Source organism: Bradyrhizobium sp. 23 (genome assembly GCF_023073295.1).
Lineage (GTDB): Bacteria > Pseudomonadota > Alphaproteobacteria > Rhizobiales > Xanthobacteraceae > Bradyrhizobium > Bradyrhizobium canariense_D.
On the sequence record NZ_JADPJF010000158.1, the window covers coordinates 104,241 to 116,723 of the forward strand.

Genomic DNA, 12,483 nt, shown 5'->3' on the forward strand with positions numbered 1-12,483 from the left:
GACATGCGAAGGCCGCGCTCTCGCGCGGCCTTCGTCGTTTTGGCTACAAGCTCAATCTGCTGTCGCCCGCGGTCGGCGAGAAGCGGATCTGCCGGGCGAGGGTGATCAAGTCGGGCCGTCAGGTCTCCGTCGCCGCAGCCGGCGTTTTCTGCGTCAGCGCCGGGGTCGAGACCATACGGCGACGGCGCTCGCGTCGATCGCGATGCTGAGCGAGGATTGTGCCGCCACAACGAAAAACCCGGCCGCCTGAGGCGACCGGGCTTCGAAAGCCTGCGCGAACGCGAGGCTTACTTCTCGGTCTCTTCCGCGGCCGGCGCCGGCTCGGCGTCGTCCTGCAGGGCTTCCGGGTCGAAGAACTCGCCGGCGGCTGCGATCGCTTCGGCCGCAGCATCCCGGTCTTCGTTCCGGCTCGAGATGTCCTCGCCGCGGTTGATGCGCTCGGCCTCGTCCTGGCTGCGCGCCACGGTGACACTGATCTCGACCTCGACCTCGGGGTGGATGGCGACCGTGATGGTGTGCTTGCCGATGGTCTTGATCGGCGCATCGAGCTGAACCTGCGGGCGGGACAGCGAAACGCCGTCGGCTTCGAACGCCACGACGATGTCGCGCACGTTGACCGAGCCGAACAGTTGACCGGCTTCCGAAGCTTGACGGATCACGATGATGTTCTTGCCCTGGATCTTCTCGGCGACCTTGGACGCCTCGCCCTTGGACTCAAGGTTGCGAGCCTCGAGCTCGGCCTTCATGCCGTCGTACTTGGCACGGTTGTCGGCGGTGGCGCGCAGCGCCTTGCCGCGCTTGAGCAGGAAATTGCGGGCATAGCCGTCGCGAACCTTCACGACTTCGCCCATGTGACCGAGCTTGTTGACGCGTTCCAGCAAAATGACTTCCATATTCGTTCTCCTTTGATGTGTTGAGTGAGGTGGAATTTCGAACTTGAACTTTCGGACTTGAACTCAAGAGGTCGGCAGCGGCGGTGGCTGGCGCGTGCGAAGGAAGCGTTCGCGGAGGCCGAACACGGCATCGGCGAGGCCGAGGATCACCATCGCGATGACGGGCCATCCGAACACGACGACGACGGCGTAGGTCGAGCCGAGCCAGAAGGTGCGGCTCTTCAGCGCCAGCGTCAGCGTATGCAGCACGGCAAAGCCGGTCAGCGCGTACCCCATCATCAGCGCAGCCGTCGCGATTTGCGCCGCGATCGCAAGCAGTCCGCCGGTGAAGCAGAAGGCGAGCGCGACGCAGAGCGCCACGAGCGTCATCGGCGGCAGCTCCGCGGTCATCAGGTCCGGCAAGGGGCGCCGCAACCGGCCCGACGTCGCCGTCACCTTGGTGCTGAGCCAGAGGTTGAGGGTCAGCGTCATCATCGCAACGATGGTGGCACCCGCCGGCAAGATACGCACCAGTGCGCCGACGAATTGGTCGGTCTCGCCGGAGCTCTGCGGGTCGGCGGCGCGGAGGAGGCGCATCAAGCCACGGCGCAGCGTGCCGGTGATGGTCTCCGCGTCGGTGCCGATCGTGAGCAGCGCGGCGATCGTGGTCAGTGTGGCGAAGCCCGCGATCCACAGCAGGATACGGCCGACCGGATACCACTCCAGCGCAGGCTCGGTGGGCGGCTCGGCGGCGGGCTCCGGCGCGGCGGCTCCGACCGGCCGGCTGAGCAGGACGAGATGGCCGAGCCACCAGGCCGGCAATGCGACGGTGAGGGCGAAGGCGATGCAATAGGGCAGGCCGAACAGGGCGCCGAGGCCAAGCGCGGCGGCGATGCCGCCGAGGCTCGCGCAAAGCGGTCCCCAGCCGATCGAAGCGACCATCAGCGGCAGCGGTGCGAGATAGAACAGGACGAGCGAGATCAGCGCGCCCGAAATGATCGAGGCGAACATCAGGGCCGACGCAGCGCCGGCGATCAGAGCTATCAGTCCAAAGGCCATCATCAGCTGTCCCGCTCCCTTCGAGCGGTTAGAGGCATCTCGCCCCAACCATCGGCGACCGGACGACCCGGAAGCCTTATGAGAAACTAGGTCGTACGGCCCGGCGGCGATGTCGCCGCCGGGCCGAATTCGTCTTAGCGAATGACGTAGGGCAACAGGCCCAGGAACCGCGCGCGCTTGATGGCGCGGGCAAGCTCACGCTGCTTCTTCGCGGACACCGCGGTGATGCGGCTCGGCACGATCTTGCCGCGCTCGGAGACGTAACGCATCAGCAGCTTGGAGTCCTTGTAGTCGATCTTCGGAGCATTCGCGCCCGTGAACGGGCAGCTCTTGCGGCGACGGAAAAACGGGCGGCGTGCACCAGCTTCAGCCATTGTTCTTACTCCCCATCCGTCGTGGTGGTGGTGGTGGTTTCAGCGTCTTCACGCGGACGGCGCGGACCGCGGTCACCGCGGAAGCCGCCGCCTTCACGATCGCCACCACGGAAACCACCCTCGCGGTCGCCACGGAAGCCACCGCCTTCGCGATCGCCACGGAAGCCGCCGCCACGGTCGTCACGCTCGCGGTCACGGTCGGCCTTGCGCATCATCGCGGACGGGCCTTCCTCGAGCTCCTCGACGCGGACGCTGAGATAGCGGATCACGTCTTCGCTGATGCGCTCCTGGCGCTCGATCTCGGCGATCGCCGCGGACGGCGCGTCGATGTTGAGCAGCACGAAATGCGCCTTGCGGTTCTTGTTCATGCGGTAGGTGAGGGAGCGTACGCCCCAATTCTCGGTCTTGGTGACCTTGCCGCCGAGACCTTCGACGATGCCGGTCATCTGCGCAGTCAGCTCTTCGACCTGCTGCGTGCTCGCGTCTTGGCGCGCGAGAAAAACATGCTCATAGAGAGCCATGGAAGTCCTTTCCTCATGTTGGCGCATCGCCCGGCGTCAAGCCCTTAAGAGGCCTTCGGAAAGGACTCTGGGATTAAGCTCAGAAGGCGGAAACACGGGACGACGGGCCGACTGGCCCTGCCACACCAAAATCACGAATGATTTGCTGAGACCGTCCGTTCAGCTCCCGGCCGGGGTCTGCGGATGGGCGCCTTATACGGATTTCGGCTGACTTGGCAAGGTTGCAGGCGCCGTTTCGGCGCGGGGATCGCAATGCGGGCGGCCGGATCCGCCGCCGACCATCATACCGGCTTGATTTATTTGTTTGTATATCATACAAATAAATCAACCGGAGCGAACTCCAATGGCAGAAAAGCCGGCCCACGAGCCCCTCAAGGAGGCAGGCGATCCCAAACACGCCGCCCGCGCCACGCGGTCGGCCGGCCGCAAAATGCGCTCGCTGCTGCTTGATGCCGCGAGCCCGCTGTTTCGGGAGCGGGGGCTGTCGGGTACGGCGATCACCGACATCGCGGCCGCTGCGAACGCGTTCCCGAGCCAGATCACCTATTATTTCCGTACCAAGGAGGCGCTGTTCGTCGAATGCGCCTGCCGCGAGCTGCTGTATCTGGCGCGGGCGACCGAGCAGGCGGCGCTGAAGGCGCGCGCGCCGCGGGATTATACCCACGCGCTGGCCGAGACCGTGACGACGAGCGATTCGGTGGCCTTCTTCGCCGAGGCGCTGACGCTGACGCGGCGGCGCCAGGATCTCGCGCCGCTGGTCGAGCGCACCATCGAGCGCCTGCACAGTGAAGGTGCGCGGGCCTATGCGAGCCAGGTCGCGCGGCACGGCTGGCGCTCCCTGCGCGCGCCCGACGAGAGTTCGCGGCGGTTCTGGGCCGTCGCCATCGGCGTCATCCTTGAGGGCTACGCCATGGGCCGTTCGCCCGAGGCGCTGTGCGCCGAGATGCTGCGCGTGCTGGGCGAACAGGCGAAATCCTCTGATGACACTGCGCGGCTGCGCCTCGTCGACGCGCGCGACGCATCGAGCAATTCGAATGAGGAGGATTAGGCCATGACTGCGCTTCGCATGCGTGCCCGCGATTTCCTGACCGACGAGCAACTTGCCGACGTGCGCCGGCGCGTGACCTGGAAAGGCGTCGCGCTGATCGCGCACGCCTGGGCGCTCATCATCGCGGCAATCGCCTTGGTCGCGTGGTGGCCCAATCCGATCACTTATGTGCTCGCCGTTGCCATCATCGGCTCGCGCCAGCTCGGGCTCGCGATCCTCATGCATGACGGCGCGCATGGCTGCCTGTCCCCCGACGAGAAGACCAATCTGACCCTAAGCCAGTGGTTCTGCGCCTATCCTCTGTTTGCGGAGACGCGCAGCTATCGGCGCTATCACCTTCAGCACCATGCGCGCACCCAGCAGGAGGACGATCCCGATCTCGTGCTGTCGGCGCCGTTTCCGATCACGAAGCTGAGCTATCGCCGCAAGTTCATTCGCGACCTCACCGGGCAGACCGGCTACCAGCAGCGCAAGGCGCAATTGCTCAACGCGCTCGGGCCGAAGGACTGGCCATCGCGGCAGCGCGCGGCGCATTTGTGGGAGAAGCTTGGCCCGCAATGTCTGGTCAATGGCGCGATGTTCGCAGCGCTCACGGCGGCCGGCGTGTGGTGGGCCTATCCGCTGCTATGGCTGGTGCCGCTCCTGACCTGGATGATGGTCATCACCCGCATCCGCAACATCGCAGAGCACGCGGTCGTACCTGACAGCAACGATCCCCTGCGCAATACCCGCACCACCTATGCCAATTTCCTCGAGCGCTTGTTCATCGCGCCGTACTACGTGAACTACCACCTCGAACATCATCTCCTGTTCTACGTGCCCTGCTACAATCTGCCGAAGGTGCACCGCTTGCTGAGTGAGAGCCGGCATGCGGGCCGGATGGAGGTGCAACCGAGTTACGCCGCCGTGCTGCGGCTTGCGACCGCGAAGCCGAACCGCGATGACCGGCCGGGGCAATTGGTCAACAGCGCGCGCCGTGCGCAGGCGGGGTCCGAGGTCGATGCCAACCAGACGGCTGGCGGATTCTAGGAACCCGTCACTCCGGTTGAAGGCTGCCAGTCGAAGGCTGATCGAAGTTCCCATCTTGGCTTGACATTCCGGCCCCGGACAGTGTCTACGGCCCCCTTTGGAGCTTGATCCGGAACCATGGCCTAAGGCCGCGAGTCATCGGCTGCCGGTTCTCGCAGGGATCACGCCCGACAAGCAGGGAGCGCCGATGACGGCAGCATTCACATTTCCGGGGCAGGGTTCCCAGGCGGTCGGCATGGGCAAGGCCCTGGCCGATGCCTTTCCGGTGGCGCGCGCCGTGTTCGACGAGGTCGATGCCGCGCTGGGGGAGAAGCTGACGGCGACCATCTGGGATGGTCCGGCTGAAACCCTCCAGCTCACCCAAAACGCCCAGCCGGCCCTGATGGCGGTGTCTATCGCCACCCTGCGGGTGCTGGAGGCCGAAGCCGGGTTTTCCGTGCGGCGGGATGCGGCCTTCGTCGCCGGCCACTCGCTCGGCGAATATTCGGCGCTGGCCGCGGCCGACAGCCTGACGATTTCCGAGACGGCGCGGCTGCTTCGCATCCGCGGTCTCGCAATGCAAAAAGCTGTGCCGGTCGGCGTCGGTGCGATGGCCGCTCTGCTCGGCCTCGACTACGAGGCCGCCGTGGCGGTGGCGGAGGAGGCCGCTCAGGGAGAGGTCTGCCAAGCCGCCAACGACAATGGCGGCGGGCAAGTGGTCGTCTCCGGCGACAAGGCTGCGGTCGATCGCGCCGTCGAGATCGCCAAAACCAAGGGCGCTAAGCGAGCAATGCTGCTGCCGGTGTCCGCACCGTTCCATTGCAAACTGATGCAGCCGGCTGCCGACGCAATGGCGGAGGCGCTGGCCGGGGTCACGATCAAGGCGCCGGCCGCCCCGCTGGTGTCGAATGTGCTGGCGAGCGCGATCACCGATCCCGACGAGATCCGCCGGCGCCTGGTCGAGCAGGTCACCGGCACTGTGCGGTGGCGCGAGTCGGTTGCCTATATGGCGGGGCAGGGCGTCACCCGTTTCTTTGAGATCGGTGCCGGCAAGGTGCTGACGGGCCTGGTCAAGCGTATCGCAGACGGTGCCGTCGGCGTTGCGGTCGGCGGTCCCAACGACATTGCTGCTGCCAAAGATGCATTGGCTGCTGCCAAGCAGGCCTGAAGCGCGATAATTCGTCGTCGCGCGCGAGTTCTACAGTTGACGCACGACCCTTTCGGAAAACCGCTGCGCGCGTTTCCGGATCGTGCCTTGGAGGAGTTATCGATGTTCGATCTGACTGGCAAAAAGGCGCTCGTCACCGGCGCAACCGGCGGCATCGGCGGCGCGATCGCGCAGGCGCTGCACGCGCAGGGCGCCACCGTCGCGATATCGGGGACGCGCAAGGAAGTGCTGGATGAGCTTGCAGGCAAGCTCGGCGAGCGCACCCATGTGCTGCCCTGCAATCTCTCCAAAGTCGAGGAGGTCGAAGCGCTGGTGCCCGGTGCGGAGGCGGCGATGGGACAGGTCGACATCCTCGTCGCCAATGCCGGCATCACGCGCGACAATCTCTTCGTGCAGCTCCGTGACGAGGACTGGGAGGAGGTCATCAACATCAATTTGACCTCGACCTTCCGGCTTGCCCGCGCCGCAACCAAATTGATGATGCGCAAGCGCTTCGGCCGCATCATCGCCATCACTTCGGTGGTCGGCGTCACCGGCAACCCGGGGCAGGGCAATTATACTGCGTCGAAGGCAGGCCTGATCGGGATGATCAAGACGCTGGGTGCCGAATACGCCAAGCGCGGCGTCACCGCGAACTGCATCGCTCCCGGCTTCATCAAGACCCCGATGACCGATGCGCTCAACGACAAGCAGCGCGAAACGATTCTGACCAAGGTTCCGGCCAATCGCCTGGGGACGCCAGAGGACATCGCGGCGGCCGCCGTCTACCTGAGTTCGAACGAAGCGGCCTATGTCACCGGCCAAACCATCCACGTCAACGGCGGCATGGCCATGATCTGACGCCTCATGCCGCACCGCCCCTTGGGCAGCCGAATGCGGCAAACGGCCGTTTCCGGAGCGAAATGAGGCTTGTAGTCAACGCAATTGAAGTATGATAACCGGACCTTCAACGGATGGGCAAAGAACGCCATTGCAGGTTTTTGAAACCCTGTATATTGGCGATGCGGAGCCTTGGCCGTCATTCGCCGGGCCTGCATCGGTTAGGATGGGGCCAGATCAAAGTTCGTAAGCGAAGGCAGTCAACGACCACGACGGCTCGTATCGTCCCGGGGGGTCGGGTCTACAGGGAACAACACGAGGTTATGCAATGAGTGAGATTGGCGAGCGGGTTAAGAAGATCGTGGTCGAACACCTTGGTGTTGAACCCGAGAAGGTTGTCGACGCTGCGAGCTTCATCGACGACCTCGGCGCCGACAGTCTGGACACCGTCGAGCTGGTGATGGCGTTCGAAGAGGAATTCGGTTGCGAGATTCCGGACGATGCCGCGGAAACGATTCTCACCGTCGGCGACGCCACCAAGTTTCTCGAGAAGAACGCGAAGAGCTAACGCTCTTCATTTTCGCGGGGACAACATTGAAACCGGACGGACCGCCCAACAGCGGTCAGCCGGTTTCTTGTTATTGGCCGTGAATCTTTCGATGCGGAGTTTTCGGACATGAGGCGGGTTGTCGTTACGGGTCTTGGCATGGTTTCGCCACTCGGCTGCGGAGTCGAGCCGACCTGGAAGCGCATCCTCGACGGCGAAAGCGGCGCACGCAAAATCGAGAGCTTCGATGTCTCCGATCTTCAGACCAAGATCGGCTGCACGGTCGTGCGCGGCGACGGCACCAACGACACTTTCAATCCCGACATCTGGATGGAGCCGAAGGACCAGCGCAAGGTCGACGACTTCATCATCTTCGGCATGGCCGCAGCCGGCCAGGCGCTCGACGATGCCAACTGGCATCCCGAGACCGAAGAGGATAAATGCGCCACCGGCACCATGATTGGATCCGGCATCGGCGGCCTCAACGGTATCGCCGAGACTGCGGTCCTGCTGAAGGAACGCGGGCCGCGCCGGGTCTCGCCGTTCTTCATTCCGGGCCGCCTGATCAATCTCGCCTCCGGTTATGTCTCGATCAAGCATGGGCTGAAGGGGCCGAACCATTCGGTGGTCACGGCCTGCTCGACCGGCGCTCACGCGGTCGGCGATGCCGCCCGCCTGATCGCGCTCGGCGATGCCGACGTCATGGTTGCGGGCGGCGCGGAATCGCCGATCGGCCGCATCGGCATTGCCGGCTTCAACGCCGCGCGTGCACTCTCGACAGCCTTCAACGAAACGCCTGAGAAGGCCTCGCGTCCCTACGACAAGGACCGGGACGGCTTCGTGATGGGCGAGGGCGCCGGCGTTCTGGTCCTGGAAGAGCTCGAACACGCCGAGCGCCGCGGCGCGAAGATCTATGCCGAGGTGATCGGCTACGGTCTCTCGGGCGATGCCTACCACATCACCTCGCCGTCACCCGACGGCGACGGTGGCTTCCGCAGCATGGCGGCAGCGCTCAAGCGCGCCGGCCTCACCGCGTCCGATCTCGACTACATCAATGCGCACGGCACCTCGACACCGCTCGGTGACGAGATCGAGCTCGGTGCGGTCGAACGTCTGCTCGGCAATGCCGCTTCCAAGGTCGCGATGTCCTCGACCAAATCGTCGACCGGTCACCTTCTGGGTGCGGCTGGCGCGATCGAGGCGATCTTCGCCATTCTCGCGATTCGCGATAATGTCGTGCCACCGACCATCAACTTGGACAATCCATCGGTCGAGACTGCGATCGATCTCGTGCCGCACAAGGCGAAGAAGCGCGAGGTCAACGTCGCGTTGTCGAATTCTTTCGGTTTTGGCGGTACCAACGCGTCGGTGATCTTCCGGCGTCCGGTCCAATAGTTTGTGTTTGCGACGAATCCACCGTTTTGCCGTATTCGGCGATAGTCATACAAGTGGGCGCGTGTACTTGGCCAGACAAGCGATTGTCGGGTCGCATTTGAACCGGCAGGATTCAGGTTGCTTCGATGAGTGAAAGGCCGCCCATTTCGCCCCGGAGCCCGCGGGCAGCGCTCGAGCCCGAGCAGGTCCCGCCGCCGCCGAAGCGATCGGACCGCGCGCGCAATCCGTTCGTGATCGTCGGCAACGCCATCATCACCCTGCTGCTGATTGCAATGATCGGTGCGGGCGGCGTGTACTATTACGGCCGGCAGGTGCTCGAGGCGCCGGGACCGCTGAAGGAAGACAAGATCGTCAACATCCCGCAGCGCGCCGGCAAGCGCGACATCGCCGAGACGCTGAACCGGGAAGGCGTGACCGACGTCAATCCGTGGGCGTTCATTGCCAGCGTCGCTGCGTTGAAGGCGAGCTCGGACCTCAAGCCCGGTGAATACTCGTTCCAGAAGAACGCGTCCTTGCGCGACGTCATTGCCACAATCGTCGAGGGCAAGGTGGTGCAGCATGCCGTGACGATTCCGGAGGGCCTCACCTCCGAGCAGATCGTGGCGCGCCTGTCCGACAACGACATCTTCACCGGCAGCGTGCGTGAGCTGCCGCGCGAAGGCACGCTGCTGCCCGAGACCTACAAGTTCCCGCGCGGCACCCCGCGCGATCAGGTGATCCAGCGCATGCAGCAGGCGCACAAGCGCGTGCTGACCGAGATCTGGGAGCGCCGCAATCAGGACATTCCGGTCAAGAGTCCGGAGCAACTGGTGACGCTGGCCTCGATCGTCGAGAAAGAGACCGGCAAGCCTGACGAGCGCAGCCGTGTCGCCGCGGTGTTCGTCAATCGCCTGAAGCAGAGGATCAAGCTGCAGTCCGATCCCACGATCATCTATGGCCTCGTCGGCGGCAAGGGCACGCTCGGCCGTCCGATCAAGCGCAGCGAGATCACGCAGCCTTCGCCCTACAACACCTATGTCATCGAGGGCCTGCCGCCGGGCCCGATCTCCAACCCCGGCCGCGCCTCGCTCGAGGCTGCCGCCAACCCGGCCCGTACCCGCGACCTCTATTTCGTCGCGGATGGTACCGGCGGGCATTCCTTTACCGAGACCTACGACGCGCACCAGAAGAACGTCGCCAAGCTGCGCGCCATGGAAAAGCAGATCCAGAACGACACGGTCGAGCCGGCCGAGGACGCGCAGCCGCCGGCCGGCGCCGCGCCCGGCGCCGCCGATACGCCGACGGCGACGACGCCGGCACGCCCCAACCAGCAGAAGAAGCCGCCGGCCGCTCGCCCCGCGGGTCCGCCGCCGGCCCGACAAGGCGCGGTGCAGGCCTCGCCCCCGGTGGTGCAGCGCTAGGCCTGCGCGTAGACCTGCCCCGCGGGACTTTGCGGATTACATTTTCCTGCAAAATAGTCTTAAGATTCGCGTGGCTTGATGGCCGCGCGAATCCCGTGCTTCTGGAGAAATTGACCTGATGGCGTTGTCGTCCATGACCGGCTTTGCCCGAAGCCACGGCGCGAGCGGGCCGTATACGTTCGAATGGGAATTGAAGTCGGTCAATGCCAAGGGCTTTGACTTGCGGGTGCGGCTGCCGCAGGGATTCGACGAGCTTGAGGCTCATGCCAAGAAGCGCGCCGCCGAGCTGCTCTCACGAGGCACCGTCTACGCCAATCTGACCGTCAAGCGGGCCAATGCAGCCACCAGCGTCCGCGTCAACGAGGACGTGCTCAACGCCGTCCTCAAGGCCGCCGCCGTGATCGCCGGCAAGGTCGATGCGGTCGCGCCGAGCGTCGACGGGCTTTTGGCCATCAAGGGGGTCATTGAGGTCGCCGAGCCCGAGGGCGACGAGGAGGAGGACAAGGCCGCGCGCGCCGCCGCCGCGGATGCCTTCGACAAGGCGCTCGCCGAACTCGTCGAGATGCGCAAGCGTGAGGGGACCTCGCTCGGGCAGATCCTGATCCAGCGCGTCGACGAGGTCGAGCAGCTGGCGAAGAAGGCGGAGGCCGCGCCCGGTCGCAAGCCCGAGGCGGTCAAGGCCAGGCTCGCCGAGCAGATCGCGAGCCTCCTCGACACCTCCGACCGTTTTGATTCCGACCGCCTGATGCAGGAAGCGATCCTGATTGCGACCAGGGCCGACATCCGCGAGGAGCTCGATCGGATCGCCTCGCACATCGCGCAGGCGCGCGAGCTGATCGGCAAGGGCGGCCCGGTCGGGCGCAAACTCGACTTCCTGGCGCAGGAGTTTCACCGCGAAGTCAACACCTGCTGCTCGAAGTCGAACGACATCGAGCTGACCAATACGGGGCTCGCCATGAAGAACGTGGTCGAGCAGTTCCGCGAGCAGGTCCAGAATCTGGAGTGATCGATGACGATTGGCGGTCACGGAACTGATGGTGTCGAGCGGCGCGGATTGATGTTCGTGCTGTCCTCGCCGTCGGGCGCGGGCAAGACGACGCTGTCGCGCATGTTGATCGACCGTATGCCCGGCCTTCGAATGTCGGTGTCGGCGACCACGCGGGCGATGCGGCCGGGCGAGGTCGACGGCAGGGATTATTCGTTCGTCGACAAGGCTACCTTCGGCGCGATGGTGAAAGCCGACCAGCTGCTGGAATGGGCGACCGTGTTCGACAACAGTTACGGCACGCCGCGTGCGCCGGTCGAGGCGGCGCTGTCAGCCGGGCAGGACGTGCTGTTCGACATCGACTGGCAGGGCACGCAGCAGCTCCGAGAGAAGGCGCGCGCCGACGTCGTCAGCGTGTTCATCCTGCCGCCCTCGGCTGCCGATCTCGAGAAGCGGCTGCATTCGCGCGCGCAGGATTCCGACGAGGTGATCCGCAAGCGCATGAGCCGCGCCAGCCACGAGATGAGCCACTGGGCCGAGTACGACTACATCGTCATCAACCACGACGTTGACGAGGCCTTCGCCGAGGTGCAGTCGATCCTGAAGGCCGAACGCCTCAAGCGCGAGCGGCAGACCGGCCTCGTGGGCTTCGTGCGAGGTCTGCAAGGTCAACTTCAAGGCTAGTAGGCTGCGTCAGCCGCGGCCCGTCCTTCGCCAACCGTTCCAGCATCGTCGTGATCACGTCGATGTCGATGGCGTTCTCGACTCCCGCGTCGTCATGGCCGGCCGGCTCTTCGTCATTCACGTCGTTGGCCGCGAGCTGCGGTGCGGCCTCGATCTGGAGTTCTCCGTTGAAGATATCGGCCTCGTCGAGCTCTGCGGCCTCGACGTGGACCTGGTCTTGCGCTTGCGGGGCGAGCTCGTCGATCACATCGATCTCGCGATCGATCGCGGCGAGCTGCGCGGTCTTGAGCTGGGTTGACTGCGGACGCAGGGCATCGAAATCCACCGGGCGGGGCTGCCAAGCGTGCGGCGCGCCGGCGGGCGCAGCGTTGAGCCAGGGTGCACGGCCATCGTCGTGATCGTGCGGCTCAAAATTGTCCCAGTTGACGCGGCGCTGGTCGGCGGCCTGGACGCGCATGCGTCCACCGGCGAAGCGGTAGATGACGCTGGCGAGGATGCCGGCAAGCGCCAGCGCGCCGCCGATCACGAGCAGCAGCATCTGGAGCGAGCCGGTCTGCTTGTCGGCGGTGCTGTCTGCTGCGGCCAGAGCCATCGGAGCAGGGG

General features: G+C 65.1%; 13 protein-coding genes and 2 pseudogenes. 10 read left to right on the top strand and 5 right to left on the bottom strand.

The features are described from left to right. Positions 1-250 (top strand): annotated as a pseudogene (locus IVB32_RS41590) (PaaI family thioesterase); the annotation flags it as partial. A 37-nt stretch (positions 251-287) separates the two neighbouring features. On the opposite strand, the gene rplI reads toward IVB32_RS41590, so the two are convergent. The 4 genes from rplI to rpsF all read right to left on the bottom strand — a co-directional run bounded on the left by rplI (position 288) and on the right by rpsF (position 2,826). Next, positions 288-893, bottom strand: coding sequence for a 50S ribosomal protein L9 (gene rplI, locus IVB32_RS41595; RefSeq protein WP_007609316.1), 606 nt, complete (start codon positions 891-893; stop codon positions 288-290). A 63-nt stretch (positions 894-956) separates the two neighbouring features. After that, positions 957-1,934, bottom strand: coding sequence for a hypothetical protein (locus IVB32_RS41600; RefSeq protein WP_085395973.1), 978 nt, complete (start codon positions 1,932-1,934; stop codon positions 957-959). A 131-nt stretch (positions 1,935-2,065) separates the two neighbouring features. Then, complete coding sequence (gene rpsR / locus IVB32_RS41605; protein ID WP_007592020.1) at positions 2,066-2,305, bottom strand: 30S ribosomal protein S18; 240 nt, start codon at positions 2,303-2,305, stop codon at positions 2,066-2,068. A 5-nt stretch (positions 2,306-2,310) separates the two neighbouring features. Beyond that, positions 2,311-2,826 carry a 30S ribosomal protein S6 gene (gene rpsF / locus IVB32_RS41610; protein WP_085352909.1) on the bottom strand — a complete coding sequence of 172 codons (516 nt, stop codon included), beginning with the start codon at positions 2,824-2,826 and terminating at the stop codon, positions 2,311-2,313. 343 nt (positions 2,827-3,169) lie between these two features. Here rpsF and IVB32_RS41615 point away from each other — a divergent pair, with 343 nt between their 5' ends. From IVB32_RS41615 to gmk, 9 genes are all read left to right on the top strand, one after another. Then, complete coding sequence (locus IVB32_RS41615) at positions 3,170-3,874, top strand: TetR/AcrR family transcriptional regulator C-terminal domain-containing protein (RefSeq protein ID WP_247368408.1); 705 nt, start codon at positions 3,170-3,172, stop codon at positions 3,872-3,874. 3 nt (positions 3,875-3,877) lie between these two features. After that, the gene (locus IVB32_RS41620) at positions 3,878-4,903 is read left to right on the top strand and encodes a fatty acid desaturase family protein (protein WP_247368405.1); all 1,026 of its coding nucleotides are present in this window, start codon (positions 3,878-3,880) and stop codon (positions 4,901-4,903) included. A 187-nt stretch (positions 4,904-5,090) separates the two neighbouring features. After that, the gene (gene fabD, locus IVB32_RS41625; protein WP_247368403.1) at positions 5,091-6,050 is read left to right on the top strand and encodes an ACP S-malonyltransferase; all 960 of its coding nucleotides are present in this window, start codon (positions 5,091-5,093) and stop codon (positions 6,048-6,050) included. Between the two features lie 102 nt (positions 6,051-6,152). Further along, a complete protein-coding gene (gene fabG, locus IVB32_RS41630; protein WP_026233737.1) occupies positions 6,153-6,890 on the top strand; it encodes a 3-oxoacyl-[acyl-carrier-protein] reductase in 738 nt (245 codons plus the stop codon). 307 nt (positions 6,891-7,197) lie between these two features. After that, positions 7,198-7,437, top strand: a complete 240-nt coding sequence (locus tag IVB32_RS41635; protein WP_006020277.1) for an acyl carrier protein — start codon at positions 7,198-7,200, stop codon at positions 7,435-7,437. Between the two features lie 108 nt (positions 7,438-7,545). Further along, the gene (gene fabF / locus IVB32_RS41640; protein WP_026233736.1) at positions 7,546-8,811 is read left to right on the top strand and encodes a beta-ketoacyl-ACP synthase II; all 1,266 of its coding nucleotides are present in this window, start codon (positions 7,546-7,548) and stop codon (positions 8,809-8,811) included. 125 nt (positions 8,812-8,936) lie between these two features. Next, positions 8,937-10,211, top strand: a complete 1,275-nt coding sequence (gene mltG / locus IVB32_RS41645; protein WP_204510990.1) for an endolytic transglycosylase MltG — start codon at positions 8,937-8,939, stop codon at positions 10,209-10,211. A 118-nt stretch (positions 10,212-10,329) separates the two neighbouring features. Continuing rightward, on the top strand, positions 10,330-11,217 hold the full coding sequence (locus tag IVB32_RS41650) for a YicC/YloC family endoribonuclease (RefSeq protein ID WP_018459114.1): 888 nt from the start codon (positions 10,330-10,332) through the stop codon (positions 11,215-11,217). A gap of 3 nt (positions 11,218-11,220) precedes the next feature. Next, positions 11,221-11,880: a guanylate kinase gene (gene gmk / locus IVB32_RS41655; protein WP_018459113.1), complete on the top strand. Its 660-nt coding sequence runs from the start codon at positions 11,221-11,223 to the stop codon at positions 11,878-11,880. On the opposite strand, the pseudogene IVB32_RS41660 reads toward gmk, so the two are convergent. Next, positions 11,813-12,483, bottom strand: a pseudogene (locus tag IVB32_RS41660) (hypothetical protein); the annotation flags it as partial. The gene gmk and the pseudogene IVB32_RS41660 overlap by 68 nt on opposite strands.